Below are 18,632 nucleotides of genomic sequence, written 5' to 3' on the forward strand. Positions count from 1 at the left end.
CCGGAAGCTAAGCCCTCCAGCGCCGATGGTACTGCACTCGTGAGGGTGTGGGAGAGTAGGACACCGCCGGACAATCTTCCAGAAAAGGCCACCCCCATGGGGTGGCCTTTTCTGCATTCCCCGATCCGGTGCCGCTGACATCGGGGTTTTTGCTGTCATCGGACAGCCCCGACACGGGACGGCCAGGGGCACCGAGGATCCGCCGCCCGGACGAGCGCGGATCAGTCCCGGGTCTGCATGTCCCCGCGAAGGTCACGGAACAGGGCGCCGGCGTCGGTCACCGACCTACCGGGGAACATCGCCATCACGACGCTGCCGTGGTCCGCCCAGCCACACACCGCGAAGTCGCCGCCGTCGCCACTGGTGCTGCCGCACTTCATGACGCCGCCCAGGTCGCCCGCGGGCACCTCGCGCAGGCCGGTCACCGCGCCGGTCTCGTCGGACATCAGGCCGAAGAGGCTGTCCAGATCGCGCTCGGGCTGCCAGAGCAGCGTGGTGCCGCCGAAGATCAGCACCGAGCGCTTGTCGTCGGCCGGGTCGCGGTAGACGGTGCCGAAACTGCGGTCCAGTTCGATGTCGGCGGCCAGGCCGCTGCGCAGGTAGTCCGCCGTGCTCTTGGCCCGCTCGCTGTCGTCCCGGGTCAACCCCGCCACCTGGTCCGGTGAACTCAGCCGGGTGTCCTTCTGCTGCGCCACACGCCACCCGCCGACTCCCAGCACGCTCGCGCCCGCGAGACCCACGACCAGCGCGACCGTCCAACCGATCTTGCGGCCCCGGGACCAGCCACCGGACCGTTCGTCGGGGTCGCCCCCGGTGTCCCGGGTGCTCAGCTGGATCGGCTCCTCGGTCAGCAAGATCGGCTCGTGACTGTCGTCGAGCGAACGTTCGGTGAGATGTGCGTCGGACATAGCCGACACCGTACGCGAACGAGAGGTGGCGCACGTCAGGTCCGCGGAAGCCCTCCGTAGACTTGTCAGGTGACCGAGAGACTGGATGCCCGACGCCCCGACGCCCCGACCCTCGCCGGCCAGTACCAGCCCGGCGAGGTAGAGCAGCGACGGTACGAGCAGTGGGTAGCCGCTGGGCACTTCCGGGCCTCCGCCGACAGCGACAAGCCCCCCTTCACCATCGTCATCCCGCCGCCGAACGTCACCGGCTCGCTGCACATGGGCCACGCGTTCGAGCACACGCTCATGGACGCGCTGACCCGGCGTAAGCGGATGCAGGGCTTCGAGGCGCTGTGGCTGCCCGGCATGGACCACGCCGGCATCGCCACCCAGAACCTGGTCGAGCGTCAGCTCGCCGCCGAGGGCCTGTCCCGACACGATCTCGGCCGGGAGAAGTTCGTCGAGCGGGTCTGGCAGTGGAAGGCCGAGTCCGGCGGCGCCATCCTCGGCCAGATGCGCCGCCTCGGCGACTCCGTGGACTGGGACCGTGAGCGCTTCACCATGGACGCGGGGCTGACCCGCGCCGTCCAGACGATCTTCAAGAAGCTCTTCGACGACGGTCTCATCTACCGGGCCAACCGGATCATCAACTGGTGCCCGCGCTGCCTCACCGCGCTCTCCGACATCGAGGTCGAGCACACCGACGACGACGGTGAGCTGATCTCCATCCGCTACAGCGACGAGGTCGTGGTGGCCACCACCCGGGCCGAGACGATGCTCGGCGACACCGCCGTCGCGGTGCACCCCGACGACGAGCGCTACCAGCACCTGATCGGCACCGAGGTCGAGTTGCCGCTCACCGGCCGGCGGATCCCGATCGTCGCCGACGCGCACGTCGACCCGAGCTTCGGCACCGGCATGGTCAAGGTGACGCCCGCCCACGACCCGAACGACTTCGAGATCGGCCAGCGCCACGACCTGCCGGCGTTGACCGTGATGGACGAGCGCGGTGTGATCACCGTGCCCGGCCCGTTCGAGGGACTGGACCGGTTCGAGGCGCGACCGGCGATCGTGGCCGCGCTGCGTGAGCAGGGCCGGATCGTCGCCGAGAAGCGGCCGTACGTGCACGCGGTCGGGCACTGCTCGCGCTGCAAGACCACCGTCGAGCCGCGGCTGTCGCTGCAGTGGTTCGTCAACACCGCCCCGCTCGCGCAGGCCGCCGGCGACGCGGTGCGTGACGGCCGGGTGCGCATCGAGCCGGCCGAGCTGGCCAAGCGCTACTTCGCCTGGGTCGACAACATGCACGACTGGTGCATCTCCCGCCAGCTGTGGTGGGGGCACCGCATCCCGGTCTGGTACGGCCCGGCGGGTGAGATCGTCTGCGTCGGCCCCGACGAGGAGGCGCCGACCGGCGAGGGCTGGCACCAGGACGAGGACGTCCTGGACACCTGGTTCTCCAGCGGCCTGTGGCCGTTCTCCACCCTCGGCTGGCCCGAAGAGACCCCGGACCTGGCGAAGTTCTACCCGACCAGCGTGCTGGTCACCGGGTACGACATCCTGTTCTTCTGGGTCGCCCGGATGATGATGTTCGGCCTGTACGCGATGGACGGCCGGCCGCCGTTCGACGTGGTCGCCCTACACGGCATGGTGCGGGACCAGTTCGGCAAGAAGATGTCGAAGTCGTTCGGCAACGTGGTCGACCCGCTGGACTGGATCGACAGGTACGGCGCCGACGCCACCCGGTTCACCCTGGCGCGGGGCGCGAACCCCGGCCAGGACGTGCCGGTCAGCGAGGAGTGGTGCCAGGGTTCGCGCAACTTCTGCAACAAGCTCTGGAACGCCACCCGGTTCGCGCTGATGAACGGCGCGCACACCACTGGCGACCTGCCGCCCGTCGAGCAGCTCTCCACAGTCGACAGGTGGGTCCTGTCCCGGCTGGCGCACGTCACCGCCGAGGTCGACGAGCAGTTCGAGGCGTACGAGTTCGCCAAGGTGTGCGACCTGCTCTACCACTTCGCCTGGGACGACGTCTGCGACTGGTACGTCGAGCTGAGCAAGCCGGTGCTCGCCGAGGGCGGCGAGCGGGCCGACGCCACCCGGAGGGTGCTCGGGCACGTGCTCGACCAGCTGCTGCGGCTGCTGCACCCGGTCATCCCGTTCGTCACCGAGGAGCTGTGGCTCGCGCTGACCGGCGGCGAGACGGTCCAGGCCGCCGCCTGGCCGGTGGCCGACCGGTCGCTGATCGACGACGCCGCCGAGGCCGAGCTGGCCGGCGTGCAGCGGGTGGTCACCGAGATCCGCCGGTTCCGTTCCGACCAGGGGCTGCGCCCGACGCAGCGGGTGGCCGCCCGCCTGGACGGGCTGGCCGGGGCCGGCATCGCGGCCCACGAGCCGCTGATCAGGTCGCTGGTCCGGCTGGACCCGGCCGGGGACGACTTCCAGGCCAGCGCCACGCTGGCCATGCCCGGCGCGGTAGGTGTCGCGTTGGACACCCGGGGGTCGATCGACCTGGCCGCCGAGCGGGCCCGGCTCACGAAGGACCGCGCCGCCGCCGAGAAGGAGGTCGCGCAGGCCCGGGCGAAGCTCGACAACCCTGCCTTCATCGGCAAGGCCCCCGAGCCGGTCGTCGCGAAGATCCGCGACCGGCTCGCCACCGCCGAGGCCGACCTGGTCCGGATCGACGCTGCTCTGGAGACACTGCCCTCGTGACCGACCGTACCGATTTCGCCGCCGCCGAAGCCGAGCTGAACGCCCGCGGTTTCACCCGCATGGTGTTCGAGCTGGACCGCATCGAGTCGCTGCTCGACCTGCTCGGCAGCCCGCAGCGGGCGTACCCGGCGATCCACCTGACCGGCACCAACGGCAAGACCTCCACCGCGCGGATGATCGACTCGCTGCTGCGGGCATTCGGGCTGCACACCGGCCGGTACACGAGCCCGCACCTGGAGACCGTGCGGGAACGGATCAGCCTGGACGGCGAGCCGGTCAGCGAGGAGCGGTTCGCCGCCGTGTACGGGGAGATCAAGCCGCTGGCCGAGCTGGTCGACGCCCGGTCGGACGAGCCGCTGACGTACTTCGACATGACCACCGCGCTGGCGTTCGCCACGTTCGCCGACGCGCCTGTCGACATCGCAGTGGTCGAGGTGGGGCTCGGCGGCGCCGAGGACGCCACGAACGTCATCCAGGCCGGGGTGTGCGTGATCACCCCGATCGGTCTGGACCACACCGAGTGGCTCGGCGACACCCTCCAGGACATCGCGCTGGCCAAGGCCGGCATCATCCACCCGGGCGCCACGGTGATCGCCGCGGCGCAGGAGGAGGAGGCCGCACGTCCCCTCCTCGAACGCTGCGCCGAGGTGGGCGCCACCATCGCCCGCGAGGGCGGCGAGTTCGGGGTCCTGAGCCGCGCGGTCGCCGTCGGCGGGCAGGTGCTCAAACTGCAGGGCCTTGGTGGCGTCTACGACGAGGTGTTCCTCCCGCTGCACGGCGCGCACCAGGCGCAGAACGCCGCGGTGGCGCTCGCCGCGGTGGAGGCGTTCCTCGGTGCCGGGGCCCGACGGCAGCTGGACATCGAGGCCGTCCGGGAGGGCTTTGCCACGGCCAGCTCCCCGGGCCGGTTGGAGCGGGTCCGCAGTGCACCCACGGTCCTACTCGACGGTGCGCACAACCCGCACGGCATGGCCGCGACGGTCACCGCCCTGCAGGAGGAGTTCGCGTTCAGCAAGCTGGTGGCGCTTGTCGGGGTGCTCGCCGACAAGGACGCGAGCAGCCTGCTGGAGCTGCTGGAGCCGGTGGCCGACGTCGTGGTGGTGACCCGCAACAGTTCGCCACGGGCGATGCCGACGAAGGAACTCGCCGCGCTGGCCGCCGAGATCTTCGGCGAGGAGCGCGTCGAGGTGGCCGAGGAGTTGCCGGACGCGATCGAGCTGGCGGTCGCGCTGGCCGAGGAGGACGTCCCCGGAGAGCTCAGCGGCGTCGGGGTCCTGGTGACCGGTTCGGTGGTCACGGTGGCCGACGCCCGCCGGCTGTTGAAGCGATGACCGGCCCCGAGCACGGCCCACGCGCCACCGACGACCCGATCGGCCCGTCGGACGGCGAGGCGGGCGGGTCCACCGATCAGGGCACGACCGGACCGTCGGTGGGGGAGTCGGAGGCCGGGCAGCCGCGCCGGTCCGGGCTGCGCAACCCGGAGCGGGCGGTACGCGGCCTGGGCGCCGGGACGCTCAGCCTGGAGGCCCTGGTGCTGCTGCTGGCCATCCAGCCCATCCGGGTGGTCGGTGGTGACCTCGGTGGGGCCGCGATCGCGGCGGTGGTGGCCCTGGCGGTCGTCGCCGTCCTGCTCGCCGGCATGATGCGCCGCCCCTGGGCCTGGCACGCCGGCACCGTGCTGCAGGGCCTGCTGCTGCTGGCCGGTCTGCTGCACTGGTCGCTGCTCGTGCTGGGCATCATCTTCGCCCTGGTCTGGGCGTACGCGCTGCACGTCCGGCGGGTCATCCTCGGCTAGACGCGCCGACGACCCGGCCGGGTCAGGCGTCGGCGCGTTCGCGCCACTGGGTGAGGGCGATGCCGTGGCCGTCCGGGTCGCGGAAGGCCGCCGCCCACACCTCCAGCCGGCTGCCCCGGTTGACCACCCGGGGCGCGTACGTGAAGCGCACGCCGGAGTCGCGCAGCCGGCCGTACGCCGCCTCGATGTCGTCCACCTCGAGGTTGACGTGCACCAGCCGGCGGCTGATCGGCGCGGCCCCGGTCACCTCGCGCAGCACCAGCCGGGTCGTGCCGAAGGCGAGCACGGCATTGCCGGCGCCCTGGTCGACCTCGCTGAAGCCGAGCATGTCGCGGTAGAAGGCGAGCGACCGGGACAGGTCGGTGACCAGCAGGGTCAGGCCGACACCGCTGATCGGGCCGGCCGGATCGGCCGCGGACGCGCCGTCGTACCCGAAGATCGCCTCGTCCAGGTCCTCGGCGGTGACGGTCTCGCGGGCCGTCCCGGTCGGGGTCGGATCGTCCAGCGGCAGGTCCAGCGGGTCCAACGGGTCCATGGCGACCGGGCCGGTGCGCTGCGCCGGAGGTGGATCGACGCGCGGCGCGGCGGGCGGGTCGAGGCGGGCCTCGGCGGTCGCGCGCCGGTCGTCGGTAGTCGGGTCGATGCGGTCGTCGGCCTGGTCGATGCGGTCGTCGATCGGGGCGAGCGGGTCGGCGTCGGGCTCGTCGAAGTGCTCCTCCGCCGGTGGACGCGGTGCGGGGGTCGCCCGTCGGGGCAGCCCCGAACCGGGCTGCGGCTCGACGACGACGCCTTCGAGCACCACCGGACCGCCCGGGCTCTGGCTCATGACCACCGGCTCGCGCTCGTCGGGTGCGAGTGCCGGGTCGTCGCGCAGCGGGTCGGGGCCGCGCGCGTCACGGAACACCTCGGGGCCGCGCGGGTCGCGGAACGGGTCACCGTCGCGGGCGTCGCGGAACGGATCACCGTCGCGGGCGTCGCGGAACGGGTCGCCGTCGCGGGCACGCGGGTCAAGGAACCCTTCGGCGTCGCACCCGTCCCGGAAGTCGTCGTCGGCAGCGCGGTCGGCCCACGGCGGGGCGTCCTGTTGGATGATCACGTCGTCCACGGCGTCGATGTCGCCGAACTCCGGTGGGAGGTCGGCGACGGCCGCCGCGGTCTCGGCGTGGGTGGGCACCTCGTCCCAGAGGACCTTGACGTGCCGCTGGTCGTCCAACGCGACCCGGATCGGCAGGGTCTGACCCAGCGACGGCCACTTCGAGACCGGCACCCGCGGCTCGATGATCTTCTTGGATCGGGGTGGCAGACCTGGCGCGTCGATGACCAGTTGCAGCTCGCACCGGCCGAACGCGTACTGGGTGGGTGGTTCGGAGGCGCTGTGCACGTGCGCCACGCCCACCACCCAGGTGCGCCCGCCGCCGCGTACGGTCGCGAGCGCGATCGCCAGCACCAGCAGGGCGACCCCGAGGGCCACGATGGCCCAGCTGGTCATGCCCAGCCCGAAGAGGACGACGAAGGTGGCCACGGTGCCGAGCACCGTGCCGATGAGCTTGCGTACCGGCGCGATGGGCCGGTTCCCGCCATTCGCCACAGTGGACCTCCCGGGGGTCAGGGCCAGGCTAGGCCGGATCGGCCACCGGGGGAAAGACCGGCCGCCGCGCCGGCGCCGGGACCGGGTCGCTAGGCTGACCGTACCGAGCCCAAGCGTTCTGCGCGTACAGGAGGAACCCAGCGTGTCCAGGAACAGCCCGGATGAGCGCAGCCTCGTGCTGATCAAGCCCGACGCGGTCCGCCGCGGTCTGGTCGGCGAGGTCCTCTCCCGCTTCGAGCGCAAGGGGCTGCGGATCGACGCGATGGTGCACCGGACGATGGACGCCGCGCTCGCCGACGCGCACTACGCCGAGCACGTCGACAAGGCGTTCTACCCGCCGCTGAAGGACTTCATGACCGGCGGCCCGCTGGTCGCCCTGGTGCTCTCCGGCGACCAGGTCATCGACGTGGTCCGCGGGCTGGTCGGCGCGACCGACGGCCGCAAGGCGGCCGCCGGCACGATCCGGGGCGACCTGTCGCTGTCCAACCGGGAGAACCTCGTACACGCCTCCGACTCGACGGACAGCGCCAAGCGCGAGATCGGGCTCTGGTTCCCCGAGCTCAGCTGACAGCGCGGGGGTTCAGTCGACCGGCGGCAGCTTCTCCGGGTTGCCCACGACGTAGATCCCGGTGATCCGGCCGGCGTCGGCGGTGACGGTCATCGTGTACCGGCCGCCGTCCGAGCGGCGGGTCAGCAGGATGGCCGGTTCGCCGTTCAACTCGACCCGACGCGCCGTCCACTCGCGGCGGGGGCCGTAGATCCCGGCGTAGAACCGGACGACCCGGTCGGCGCCGTGCAGCGGGTTGCGGGCGGAACGCACCCGGCCGCCGCCGTCGTTCCACGCCGTCACGTCCGCGGCCACCAGACTGGTGAGCGTCGCCAGGTCGCCGTTTCGGGCGGCGGCGAGGAACGCCTCCAGCAGCCGCTCACGCTCCGACCGGCTGGCGGTGAAGCGGCGGCGCTCCTGGCGTACCCGGGTGGCCGCCCGGTGGTGCAGTTGCCGACAGTCCTCGGGGCTCCGGTCCAGGATCTCCGCGATCTCGGCGTACGGCAGGTCGAACGCGGTGTGCAGGACGTACACCGCGCGCTCCGGCGGGGTGAGCCGCTCCAGGACGTGCAGCAGGGCGGTGGACAGCGAGTCGCGCAGCTCCGCGCGGTCCAGTGGGCCGAACGGTGAGGGCTCGGTCGGCACCGGCTCGGGCAGCCATGGCCCGACGTACGTCTCGCGGGCCGCCTGCCGGGTCCGCAGCCGGTCCATCGCGAGCCGCGTGACCACCCGGGACAGGTAGCGACGCGGCTCGACCACGGTGGCGCGGTCCACGCCGAGCCACCGCAGGTACGCCTCCTGGAGCACGTCCTCGGCGTCGTGCCGGCTGCCGAGCAGGCGGTAGGCGAGCCCGAGCAGCATCGGCCGGTGCGCCTGGAGCGCACCGGCCGCCTCTGCCGCCCCGGTCGTCACACCTGCGCCGGGGGCTCCGTGTGCGTCGTCACGGCGATACGATTCCACACGTTGATTGTGGCGATCGCGAGGACCAGATCGGCCAGTTCCTTCTCCGACCAGACCTTCGCGGCGGCGTCCCACACCTCGTCCGACACCCCGTGCTCGCCGAGCCGGGTCACCGCGTCGGTGAGCGCCAGCGCGGTCTGCTCCCGCTCGTCGAAGAACGACAGCGCCTCCCGCCAGGCGGACACCGCGAACAGCCGCCGGCTCGACTCGCCGGCGGCGAGGGCGTCGCGGCTGTGCATGTCCACGCAGTACGCGCAGCCGTTCAGCATCGACGCCCGCAGCTTGACCAGCTCCAGCACGGTGTGGTCGACGTTCGCCTGGACGTACTTCTCCAGGCCCGAAACGGCCTGGTATCCCTGCGGCGCGACCTCGAAGAGCCTCATTCGTTGCATGACCAACTCCCTGTTCGATCCGACACCGCTACGACGGTCCGAGCGGGGCCTGCCGTGACAACCGTCGTGGTGACCCCGGTCACGCGTGGTGGGCCGGTCGGAAGCGTTCCGGCCGGACAGCAGGCGTTCGGGCCCCGGTCATCCGGGCCGCCGGTCGCTGTCATCTCCGCCCGGTAGACCGACGGGGTCAACCCATGACCGGGAGGAAGCATGACCGAGCTTGATCGACGTACCCTGCTGCGGGCTGGTTTGGTGGCCGGGGCCGGAGTCGCCGGCGGTGCGCTGCTGGGCGGCGGCGGCGCGAACGCCGCCCCGGCCTGGCGCCCGGCGGGACGCCCCGTGCTCACCCACGGCGTGCAGAGCGGCGACGTGACCGCCGATTCGGCGCTGGTCTGGACGCGGGCCGACCGTCCGGGCCGGATGCTTGTCGAGGTGAGTCGGCGGCCCGACTTCCGGGGCGCCCGGCAGCTGCGGGGTCCGGTGCTCGGCCCGAGCGGGGACTTCACCGGCAAGGTGCGGCTGCGGGGCCTGCCGGACGCCGAGCGGCTGCACTACCGGGTCCGGGTGGAGAGCCTGGAGCGGCACGGGGTGGTCAGCGAGCCGCTTACCGGGTCGCTGACCACCGCGCCGGGCCGGCACCGGCGACGCGATGTGTCGTTCGTGTGGACCGGGGACATCGTCGGGCAGGGCTGGGGGATCGACCCCACCTACGGCGGACTGTCGATCTTCCGGGCGATGCGGGAGGTCCGTCCGGACTTCTACCTGTGCAGCGGCGACACCGTGTACGCCGACGGGCCGCTGGTCGAGTCGGTGACGCTGCCCGACGGGCGGATCTGGCGCAACCTGGTGACCCCCGAGAAGAGCAAGGTCGCCGAGACGCTCACCGAGTACCGGGGACAGTTCGCCTACAACCTGCTCGACACGCACCTGCGGGAGTTCGCCGCGGCGGTGCCGCAGATCAACCAGTGGGACGACCACGAGGTCCTCAACAACTGGTACCCCGGGGAGATCCTGGACGACCCGCGCTACACCGAGCAGCGCGTCGACGTGCTCGCCGCGCGGGCCAGTCAGGCGTTCCACGAGTGGCTGCCCGTGCCGGACGACGGGCCGCTGTACCGACGGATCCCGTACGGGCCGCTGCTGGACGTGTTCGTGCTCGACATGCGCACCCACAAGGACCCCAACGACGGCAACACGTACGCCGACCCGAAGCGCGGTCTGCTCGGCCGCGAGCAGCGGGAGTGGTTGATCCGGGAGCTGAAGCGCTCCACGGCGACCTGGAAGGTGATCGCCAACGACCTGCCGATCGGGGTCGTGGTGCCGGACGGTCCGGGTGCCCAGGAGGGTGTCGCGCAGGGCGACAGCGGTACGCCGCTCGGTCGTGAGCTGGAGTTCGCCGAGGTGCTGCGAGCAACCCATCGGGCTCAGGTGACCGGCATGGTCCTCCTCACCGCCGACGTGCACTACTCCGCCGCGCACCACTACGACCCGTCCCGGGCGGCGGTCGGCGACTTCACGCCGTTCTGGGAGTTCGTCTCCGGCCCGGCGCACGCCGGCGCGTTCGGCCCGAACGCCCTGGACGGCACGTTCGGCCCGCAGGCGGTCTTCGTGCACGCCCCGCCGCGCGCCAACACCTCACCGGCCGAGGGCTTCCAGCACTTCGGCGAGGTGTCGATCGACGGCGAGTCGGCGGCCCTGACGGTCCACCTGCGCGACCGCGACGGCGCCTCGCTCTGGAACACCACCCTCCCCGCCCCGTAACCCCCGTGCTGATCACGAAGTTGTCGCCCCACGTCGGCGCGGGGGGGCGACAACTTCGTGATCGAGGCCGGTGGGGTCAGAGGGTTTCCAGGGAGGCTCGGCGGCGGGACTCGGCTTCGAAGACCTTGAGCAGGACGGCGGCCAGGATCGCGTACGCGACGGCGATGGCCAGTTCGGCGGCGAGCTGGGGCGCGGCGGCCCGGAAACCCTCGCCGGCAACCAGCCGGCGGGCCGCCTCGGCCGCGTGGGTGATCGGCAGCAGCTCGCCGGTGACCCGCATCCAGGCCGGTAGCCCGGCGGCGGGCACGTTCACCCCGGTGAGCAGGAGCAGCAGGGCCACCGACACGTTGGAGACCAGCCAGACGTCGCGGAACCGCAGCCCGATCGCACCCAGCGTCAGGCCGAAGAACCCGCACGCCAACGCCGCCACCGCCAGGGTGAGCAGCAACCCCGGCAGCGCGTCGACCGGCACCCGCAGGCCCAGCAGCAGCGACGCCGCGGTCAGCGTGGTCACCGCGATCAGCAGCCCGTTGCCGGCGTACGGCAGGACCCGGCCGAGGAACACCGCGGTGCGGCTGCGGGGGGAGAGCAGCACGTGCCCGAGGGTCCCGAAGCGCCGCTCGTTCGAGACGGCCATGGTGCCGCCGAACACGCAGGCCAGCGAGGCCGCCAGCACGGCGTTGCCGGTGATGTAGAAGCCGTCGTCGGCGACGCCGAGCTGCCGGCCCAGGTAGGCGAAGAAGAGCAGTTGGAACAGCGGGCCGACGAGCAGCGTGCCGACGAACATCGCCGGGGTGGTCCAGTTGAACAGGGCCCGGTAGGCGATCACGCCACCGGTCCCGATCAGGCGCAGCAGTGCGGTCATCGTCGCCTCCTCAGGCCAGGGCGAGGGTGGCTGCCGCGCGGGCCCGCCGCTCGACGTGGGTCATCATGAGCGCACCGAGAGCCAGGCAGGCCACGCTGATCGCGAGGCAGATGCCGAGCGAGGGCCAGACCGGCCCGCTGCCGGTGGCCGCCTCACGGACCGCCCGCGCTCCCCACGTGGTGGGCAGCACGGCGCCGATCGGGCCGGTCCAGCCGGGCAGCGCGGTGATCGGGATGAGCATCCCGGAGACCAGCCAGATCGGGTACTCCATCGTGTTGGTGAGCGCGTTGGCGTTGCGCAGCAGCACGAACGTCGAGGCGAGCAGCAGACCGAACATGCCGAGGCCGATGATGCAGCCGGGCACCGCGACCGCGAACGCCAGCGGATCGGCGAAGGTCAGCGGGATGCCGTACAGCAGGCGACCCCAGGCGAGGGTGGCGAGCATGGCGTACGTGCCGGTGAGCGCGGTCGCGAGGGTGATCGGCAGCACCACCAGGGCCGGCGGGCGAGGTGCCAGCATGATCATTTCCAGGGTGCCCTGCCACCGCTGGTTCTGGATGGCGCCACCCGAGCCGAACAACACCGACGACCAGATGCCCATCAGGCCCGCCCCGACCGCGGCCTCCAGCAGCCGACCCGGCTCACCGCCGGCCCGGAAGAGATAGACGGCCAGGGTCGCCTGCACCACCGGCACGATCAGCGCGGTGGCGATCTCGAACGGCGAGCGGCTGAGCTGCTTGGCGTGCAGCAGCGCACCGACGGCGATCATGCGCAGCGTCCTCACACCCCCACCGCCTCGGCGGGTCGGGCCTGGGCGTCGACGCGGTTCACGATCGCCACGTACGCGTCCTCCAGGGTGGGCCGCCGGGCCGTGACACGACCCAGCCGCACCCCGTCCAGTGCCCGCAGCACGTCCGCCTGCACGTCCACCCCCGCGTCGGACTGCACGGTCAGCACCTGCGCCGCGCCGGTGACGACAACGCTCGCCTCGCGTACCCCGGGAAGGGCGTGGATGAGCGCGAGCTGCGCGTCGCTCACCCCGTACGCCTCGACCTCCAGCACCTGCCGGCCGTCGGCGTGGTGCCGCAGTTCCGCCGGGGTGCCGAGGGCCTGGATCGCCCCGTTCGCGATCACGGCGATGCGGCCGCACAGCTCGTCGGCCTCGGCCATGTAGTGGGTGGTGAGCAGCACTGTGGTGCCGGTGGCGGCGAGGTCGGCAACTGTCTGCCGCAGTTCCCGGGCGGCCACCGGGTCCACCCCGATCGACGGCTCGTCGAGGAAGAGGACACGCGGCCGGTGCAGCAGGCCCCGGGCGATGTGCAGCCGCTGCCGCATGCCCCGCGAGTAGCCCTCCACCCGGTCGTTCTCCCGGCCGGTCAGGCGGACCAGCTCGAACAGCTCGGCGATCCGCCGCTTCTGCTCGCGCCCCGGCACGCCGTACAGCTCGGCGAAGTAGCGCAGGTTGTCCCGCGCGGAGAGCCTGTCGTACAGGCCGCGGTCGCCGCCGAAGACGTACCCGATCCGTCGGCGTACCTCCCGGGTCTGCCGGACCACGTCGAACCCGCAGATCCGGGCCTCACCGGCGGTCGGGATGAGCAGCGTGTTCAGCAGCTTGATGGTCGTGGTCTTCCCAGCGCCGTTCGGCCCGAGCAGGCCGAACAGCTCCCCGTTGCCGACCGTCAGGTCGACGCCGCGGACCGCCTGGACCTCCCGGCGCTGGGGTCGTAACCACCCGGTGCGGCTGCGGTACGTGCGCCGCAACCCGACCGCCTCGATCGCGTGTTCGCTCATGTCGGGAGGTTAGGAGTGGCCGGGGTGGGTGGGAAACGAATTCGGACCGGGCCGAATCCTCAGGCCGATGCCGTCGTCGGCTCGTCACCGACGAGCTGCACCAGGGCCACGCCGGCCGGCTCCAGGCCGTACAGCACCCGACGGCCGACCCGGCGGCGGTGCACCACCCCGGCGGCGAGCAGCGCCGAGAGCTGCTCCGAGACGGTGCTCGGGGCCAGCCCCAGGGTCGCGGCGAGACCGGCTGTGGTCGCCGGTCGGGTCAACGCCCGCAGCACCTGTGCCCGACCCCGACCGACCAGCACCGCCAGCCGGTCGGTGGTCGGTGCGGCACCCGGCGCCGGTACCGGCCCGCCCTCGGCGAGCAGCACCGCCCCGCGCGCCTGGTAGGAGACGGCGACGATCTCGGGATGATCGGTGGAGCAGGTGAGCGCACCCCGCGAAAAGATCAACGGAACCAGCAGCAGGCGCTGGTTCACGGCCTCGAAGCGCTGCTCCAACGGCTTCACGAGCGTCAGCACCGGCTTGTCCCAGCGCACCCGTTCGTGCAGGTCGGCCAGCAGCGCGTCCGGGCCGTCGGCGGCGAGCGCCCGCGCCCGGTGCAGCACCTCCTCGTCCAGCGCCGCCCGCATCGCCGGCCACCAGGGCGCGATCGCCGCGTCCCAGTACGCCTCGATGCCGTCGGCGAGCCGGTCCAGGGCGGCCTGCCGGTCCGTCACGAACGGGCCCAGCCACCCGGGCAGGTCGTCGAGGCGGTGGTAGCGGGGGATCTGCTCGGCGATCACCTCCGCGGGTGTCGCGCGCAGCTCGGCGAGCTGCTCGGCCAGCGTCGGCGCGGCGGACGAGGGGACGGGCGTGAGGAAGTCCGGCGCACGTGAACCGATCGTCAACACCCGGACCGGCGCCGTCGCCGGCACCTCGGCGAGCACCCGCCGCGCGTGCCGCGCCCAACCCGTGTACGGCCAGGGCGCCTCGCCCGGATTGCGGTGCAGCACGTACAGGCTGGTCAGCACCTCCCAGAGCGGGCTGATCGCGATCCGGGTGCGGGCCAGCGTCGGCTCGTCCAACTCGATCCGGATCACCCGGCCAGCCTAGGGTGCCCGCGCGCGCCATTACTCGGCGGCGCGGCGGTGGGCCTGTCGAGTATCGTTGTGCACCGTAAGGCGATGACCCGGCCATCACCGGTGAGCCTCCGGAAGAACAGCCGGGCAACCGGCCCAGTAGAACCGGACGGGTGCGGCCCGTCACAGCCGGCAAATGAGCGGGCGGTCGATCCTGACCGCCAAGCGGGGTGGTACCGCGGGCCACCCGGGAGCGCCGTCGTCGGCGTACCCGGAAGGTTCGTCCTCGCAGACCCACGTTGAGTGAGCTGCGAGGAGAACGACACCCGATGGCCTATCCGTTGCACGACCCGACCGCTGCCGGTGTCCCGGCGAGCCCGGACCTGCCCGCGGTCGAGCGCCGGGTGCTGGAGCACTGGACGGCCGACAAGACCTTCGAGGCGTCCGTCGAGGCCCGACCGGCCGGCGACGACGGCAAGAACGAGTACGTCTTCTACGACGGCCCGCCGTTCGCCAACGGCCTGCCGCACTACGGCCACCTCTTCACCGGGTACGTCAAGGACGTGGTGCCGCGCTACCAGACCATGCGCGGGCGGCACGTGGAGCGGCGGTTCGGCTGGGACTGCCACGGCCTGCCCGCCGAGGTGGTGGCCGAGAAGCAGCTCGGCATCACCAGCAAGGCGGAGATCATCGACCTGGGCGTGGCCCGGTTCAACGAGGCCTGCCGCACCTCCGTGCTGGAGTTCACCCAGGACTGGGAGCGGTACATCAACCGGCAGGCCCGCTGGGTCGACTTCGCCAACGACTACAAGACCCTCGACCTGGACTACATGGAAAGCGTCATGTGGGCCTTCAAGACCCTGCACGAGAAGGGTCTGATCTACGAGGGTTTCCGGGTGCTGGCGTACTGCTGGCGCTGTGAGACGCCGCTGTCGAACACCGAGACCCGGATGGACGACGTCTACCGGGACCGGCACGACCCGACGTTGTCGGTGTGGTTCGGGCTGACCGCCGACGAGTCCGCACCGGAGCTGGTGCGCGGGCCGGTCAAGCTGGGCGTCTGGACGACCACGCCGTGGACCCTGCCGTCGAACCTGGCCCTCGCCGTCGGACCGGACATCGAGTACGCGGTCCTGGAGCGCGACGGCGACCGCTACGTGGTGGGCGCGGCGCGGCTGGCCGCGTACGCCAAGGAACTGGACGGCTACGAGCAGGTCGGCACCGTGTACGGCCGCGACCTGGTCGGACGCCGCTACACCCCGCTGTTCGACTTCCTCGTCGAGCAGGCCGGCGAGAACGCGTACCAGGTGCTCGGCGCGGAGTTCGTCACCACCGAGGACGGCACCGGGATCGTGCACCTCGCCCCGGCGTTCGGTGAGGACGACCAGAACGTCTGCAACGCCGCCGGCATCCCCACCATCGTCACTGTCGACGACCACACCCGGTTCACCGCGCTGGTCCCGCCGTACCAGGGTGAGCAGGTCTTCGACGTCAACAAGCCGGTGATCCGGGAGCTGAAGGACCGGGGGGTGGTGCTCAAGCAGGACACCTACACCCACTCGTACCCGCACTGCTGGCGCTGCGACACCCCGCTGGTCTACAAGGCGGTGTCGTCGTGGTTCGTGGCCGTGACCAAGTTCCGGGACCGGATGGTCGAGCTGAACCAGGAGATCAACTGGACGCCCGGCCACATCAAGGACGGCTCGTTCGGCAAGTGGCTGGCCAACGCCCGCGACTGGTCGATCAGCCGCAACCGGTTCTGGGGCTCCCCGATCCCGGTGTGGAAGTCCGACGACCCGAACTACCCGCGCCTGGACGTCTACGGCTCGCTCGCCGACATCGAGCGGGACTTCGGCGTACGCCTGAGCGACCTGCACCGGCCGGCGGTGGACGACCTGGTCCGCCCCAACCCGGACGACCCGACCGGTCAGTCGATGATGCGCCGGGTGCCGGAGGTGCTGGACTGCTGGTTCGAGTCCGGGTCGATGCCGTTCGCCCAGGTGCACTACCCGTTCGAGAACGCGGACTGGTTCGAGCACCACTACCCGGGTGACTTCATCGTCGAGTACATCGGGCAGACCCGGGGCTGGTTCTACACCATGCACGTGCTGGCGACCGCGCTGTTCGACAGGCCGGCGTTCCGCAACTGCCTGAGCCACGGCATCCTGCTCGGCTCGGACGGGCGCAAGATGTCCAAGAGCCTGCGCAATTACCCGGACGTCTACCACGTCTTCGACTCGTACGGGTCGGACGCGATGCGCTGGATGCTGATGTCCTCGCCGGTGCTGCGCGGCGGGGACATGGCGGTCACCGAGACGCTGATCCGCGACGCCGTGCGGCAGGTGCTGCTGCCGCTGTGGAACGTCTGGTACTTCTTCTCGCTCTACGCCAACGCGGACGGGTACCAGGCGCGGCGGCGCACCGACTCGACGCACCTGCTCGACAGGTACATCCTGGCCAAGACCAACGAGCTGGTGTCGACGGTCAGCGCGCAGATGGACGCGTACGACATCTCCGGCGCGTGCGCCACCGTGCGGTCCTACCTGGACGCGCTGACCAACTGGTACGTGCGCCGCTCGCGGGACCGGTTCTGGTCCGGCGACGCCAACGCGTTCGACACCCTGTCGACGGTGCTGGAGACGCTCTGCCGGGTGGTGGCGCCGCTGGCGCCGCTGACCGCGGAGGAGATCTGGCGCGGGCTGACCGGGGAGCGCTCGGTGCACCTGACCGACTGGCCGGAGGCGAGCGAGTTCCCCGCCGACCACGAGCTGGTCGCCGCCATGGACAACGTGCGGGCCGTGGCCTCGGCGGCGCTGTCGCTGCGCAAGGCCAAGGGTCTGCGGGTACGTCTGCCGCTGTCGAAGCTGACCGTGGCCTCCCCGGCGGCGGAGCAGCTGCGACCGTTCACCGACCTGATCACCGACGAGGTGAACGTCAAGGCGGTGGAGTTCAGCGCGGAACTGTCCGAGTACTGCCAGCAGGTGCTGACAGTGGTGCCCCGGGCGCTCGGTCCGCGCGTCGGCAAGCAGGTCCAGCAGGTGATCAAGGCGGTCAAGGCCGGCGACTGGGAGCTGGTCGACGGCGCCCCGGTGGCCGCCGGCGTCACCCTGGCCGAGGGCGAGTACGAGCTGCGCCTCGTCGCTGCCGACGCCGAGCACTCCGCGCCGCTGCCCGGCGGCGAGGGCGTGGTCGTGCTGGACACCGAGGTCACCCCGGAGCTGGCCGCCGAGGGCCTCGCCCGCGACGTGGTGCGGGTGGTGCAGCAGGCCCGCCGCGACGCCGACCTGGACGTCTCCGACCGGATCGTGGTGTCGGTGTCGGCGTCCGAGGAGGTGCGCGCGGCGGTGAGCGCGTACGTCGATTTCGTCGCCGGTGAGGTGCTGGCCGACTCGATCGACTTCGCCGAGGGCCTCGACGGGTTCGCCGGCGAGGTGGGCGAGGGTGAGCGGGTGACGGTCACCGTCCGGCGGGTGTAACGCGCGGGTGCGGACGCCTCCCCACCTCCGTCCGGGAGGTGTGGAGGCGTCCGCTACCGTGACACCGCCTGCTCGCACCTCATCTGCCGGAGGACCAGTGCCCCTGCTCTACACCATCGGCAAGCTCACCGTGGCGCCCACGCTGCGGTTGGCGTTCCGCCCGACCGTGGAGGGGCTGGAACACGTGCCGGAAACCGGCGGCGCGATCTTCGCCGGCAACCATCTCTCGGTGGCCGACGAGCTGTTCCTCGGCACTGTGGTGCCCCGGCACCTGGCGTTCTGGGCCAAGTCGGAGTACTTCAAGGGCACCGGCGTGAAGGGCGCGTTCTCGAAGTTCGTCCTCACCGGTCTGGGCGCGATCCCGGTCGAGCGGGCCGGTGGGCGGGCCGCGCTGTCCGCGTTCGACGCCGCCATCCCGGCGTTGCAGGGTGGTGACCTGGTGGTGGTCTATCCGGAGGGCACCCGCTCACCGGACGGCAAGCTCTACCGGGGGCGGACCGGAGCGGCCCGGCTGGCGATCTCCGCCGGTGTGCCGATCATCCCGGTCGGCACGATCGGCACGGACAAGGCCCAGCCGATCGGCGCCCGGGTGCCCCGTCCCGGCACCGCCAAGATCACCGTCCGGTTCGGCAAGCCGCTGGACTTCACCGGTCGCCCGGACGACCGCACCTCGCTGCGCCAGATGACCGACGAGCTGATGAGCGAGATCCAGAAGCTCACCGGCCAGGAGTACGTCCCGCGCTACGCCCCGCCGCGCGCCCACCCGGACCCGACCCGCGACGCCTGACCCGGGCTGCCGCCTG

15 protein-coding genes are annotated in these 18,632 nt (G+C 71.9%); 7 read left to right on the forward strand and 8 right to left on the reverse strand.

The window, feature by feature from the left end; translation table 11 throughout:
- Positions 1-221: 221 nt before the first annotated feature.
- Positions 222-908 (reverse strand): hypothetical protein, encoded by a 687-nt coding sequence (locus AB0B39_RS30445; protein WP_357576026.1) that lies wholly within the window; start codon positions 906-908, stop codon positions 222-224.
- 69 nt (positions 909-977) lie between these two features.
- Between AB0B39_RS30445 and AB0B39_RS30450 the strand changes: the two genes are divergently transcribed.
- From AB0B39_RS30450 to AB0B39_RS30460, 3 genes are read left to right on the forward strand one after another with little or no spacing between them, the layout of a single operon-like run.
- Positions 978-3,596: a valine--tRNA ligase gene (locus tag AB0B39_RS30450; protein WP_357498272.1), complete on the forward strand. Its 2,619-nt coding sequence runs from the start codon at positions 978-980 to the stop codon at positions 3,594-3,596.
- Entirely contained in the window at positions 3,593-4,927 is a 1,335-nt protein-coding gene (locus AB0B39_RS30455; protein ID WP_357498273.1) for a folylpolyglutamate synthase/dihydrofolate synthase family protein, read from the forward strand. Before AB0B39_RS30450 ends, AB0B39_RS30455 begins: the two co-directional genes overlap by 4 nt.
- Entirely contained in the window at positions 4,924-5,391 is a 468-nt protein-coding gene (locus tag AB0B39_RS30460; protein WP_357576027.1) for a DUF4233 domain-containing protein, read from the forward strand. The genes AB0B39_RS30455 and AB0B39_RS30460 overlap by 4 nt, the downstream gene beginning before the upstream one ends.
- A 22-nt stretch (positions 5,392-5,413) precedes the next feature.
- Here AB0B39_RS30460 and AB0B39_RS30465 read toward each other — a convergent pair whose 3' ends face one another.
- Positions 5,414-6,979: a VOC family protein gene (locus AB0B39_RS30465; RefSeq protein ID WP_357576028.1), complete on the reverse strand. Its 1,566-nt coding sequence runs from the start codon at positions 6,977-6,979 to the stop codon at positions 5,414-5,416.
- A gap of 142 nt (positions 6,980-7,121) precedes the next feature.
- On the opposite strand from AB0B39_RS30465, the gene ndk reads away from it, so the two are divergent.
- Positions 7,122-7,547 carry a nucleoside-diphosphate kinase gene (gene ndk / locus AB0B39_RS30470; protein ID WP_357576029.1) on the forward strand — a complete coding sequence of 142 codons (426 nt, stop codon included), beginning with the start codon at positions 7,122-7,124 and terminating at the stop codon, positions 7,545-7,547.
- Positions 7,548-7,559: 12 nt separating this feature from the next.
- Here ndk and sigJ read toward each other — a convergent pair whose 3' ends face one another.
- Both sigJ and AB0B39_RS30480 read right to left on the reverse strand, forming a co-directional pair.
- Positions 7,560-8,438 carry an RNA polymerase sigma factor SigJ gene (sigJ, locus tag AB0B39_RS30475; RefSeq protein WP_357576030.1) on the reverse strand — a complete coding sequence of 293 codons (879 nt, stop codon included), beginning with the start codon at positions 8,436-8,438 and terminating at the stop codon, positions 7,560-7,562.
- Positions 8,435-8,878 carry a carboxymuconolactone decarboxylase family protein gene (locus AB0B39_RS30480; protein WP_234586820.1) on the reverse strand — a complete coding sequence of 148 codons (444 nt, stop codon included), beginning with the start codon at positions 8,876-8,878 and terminating at the stop codon, positions 8,435-8,437. The genes sigJ and AB0B39_RS30480 overlap by 4 nt, the downstream gene beginning before the upstream one ends.
- Before the next feature lie 210 nt (positions 8,879-9,088).
- On the opposite strand from AB0B39_RS30480, the gene AB0B39_RS30485 reads away from it, so the two are divergent.
- Positions 9,089-10,639 (forward strand): alkaline phosphatase D family protein, encoded by a 1,551-nt coding sequence (locus AB0B39_RS30485; RefSeq protein WP_357576031.1) that lies wholly within the window; start codon positions 9,089-9,091, stop codon positions 10,637-10,639.
- Between the two features lie 76 nt (positions 10,640-10,715).
- Here the strand turns inward: AB0B39_RS30485 and AB0B39_RS30490 are convergent, their stop codons facing one another.
- From AB0B39_RS30490 to AB0B39_RS30505, 4 genes are read right to left on the reverse strand one after another with little or no spacing between them, the layout of a single operon-like run.
- Positions 10,716-11,504, reverse strand: coding sequence for an ABC transporter permease (locus AB0B39_RS30490; RefSeq protein ID WP_234586825.1), 789 nt, complete (start codon positions 11,502-11,504; stop codon positions 10,716-10,718).
- A 10-nt stretch (positions 11,505-11,514) separates the two neighbouring features.
- Positions 11,515-12,273 carry an ABC transporter permease gene (locus AB0B39_RS30495; RefSeq protein WP_357576032.1) on the reverse strand — a complete coding sequence of 253 codons (759 nt, stop codon included), beginning with the start codon at positions 12,271-12,273 and terminating at the stop codon, positions 11,515-11,517.
- Between the two features lie 11 nt (positions 12,274-12,284).
- Positions 12,285-13,295: an ABC transporter ATP-binding protein gene (locus AB0B39_RS30500; RefSeq protein ID WP_234586829.1), complete on the reverse strand. Its 1,011-nt coding sequence runs from the start codon at positions 13,293-13,295 to the stop codon at positions 12,285-12,287.
- A gap of 59 nt (positions 13,296-13,354) precedes the next feature.
- Positions 13,355-14,374: an ArsR family transcriptional regulator gene (locus AB0B39_RS30505; protein ID WP_357498289.1), complete on the reverse strand. Its 1,020-nt coding sequence runs from the start codon at positions 14,372-14,374 to the stop codon at positions 13,355-13,357.
- A gap of 308 nt (positions 14,375-14,682) precedes the next feature.
- Here AB0B39_RS30505 and ileS point away from each other — a divergent pair, with 308 nt between their 5' ends.
- Complete coding sequence (ileS, locus tag AB0B39_RS30510; protein WP_357498291.1) at positions 14,683-17,829, forward strand: isoleucine--tRNA ligase; 3,147 nt, start codon at positions 14,683-14,685, stop codon at positions 17,827-17,829.
- A gap of 97 nt (positions 17,830-17,926) precedes the next feature.
- Complete coding sequence (locus tag AB0B39_RS30515; RefSeq protein ID WP_234586837.1) at positions 17,927-18,616, forward strand: lysophospholipid acyltransferase family protein; 690 nt, start codon at positions 17,927-17,929, stop codon at positions 18,614-18,616.
- Positions 18,617-18,632: the final 16 nt, after the last annotated feature.

The organism is Micromonospora sp. NPDC049114, from assembly GCF_040648635.1.
Taxonomy (GTDB): Bacteria; Actinomycetota; Actinomycetes; order Mycobacteriales; family Micromonosporaceae; genus Micromonospora.

Excerpts from the sequence above, each read along its gene's own strand:
- AB0B39_RS30445 (WP_357576026.1), bottom strand. The coding sequence starts at position 908 with ATGTCCGACGCACATCTCACCGAACGTTCGCTCGACGACAGTCACGAG.
- AB0B39_RS30460 (WP_357576027.1), top strand. The coding sequence starts at position 4,924 with ATGACCGGCCCCGAGCACGGCCCACGCGCCACCGACGACCCGATCGGC.
- AB0B39_RS30480 (WP_234586820.1), bottom strand. The coding sequence starts at position 8,878 with ATGCAACGAATGAGGCTCTTCGAGGTCGCGCCGCAGGGATACCAGGCC.
- AB0B39_RS30485 (WP_357576031.1), top strand. The coding sequence starts at position 9,089 with ATGACCGAGCTTGATCGACGTACCCTGCTGCGGGCTGGTTTGGTGGCC.
- AB0B39_RS30490 (WP_234586825.1), bottom strand. The coding sequence starts at position 11,504 with ATGACCGCACTGCTGCGCCTGATCGGGACCGGTGGCGTGATCGCCTAC.
- AB0B39_RS30495 (WP_357576032.1), bottom strand. The coding sequence starts at position 12,273 with ATGATCGCCGTCGGTGCGCTGCTGCACGCCAAGCAGCTCAGCCGCTCG.
- AB0B39_RS30500 (WP_234586829.1), bottom strand. The coding sequence starts at position 13,295 with ATGAGCGAACACGCGATCGAGGCGGTCGGGTTGCGGCGCACGTACCGC.
- ileS (WP_357498291.1), top strand. The coding sequence starts at position 14,683 with ATGGCCTATCCGTTGCACGACCCGACCGCTGCCGGTGTCCCGGCGAGC.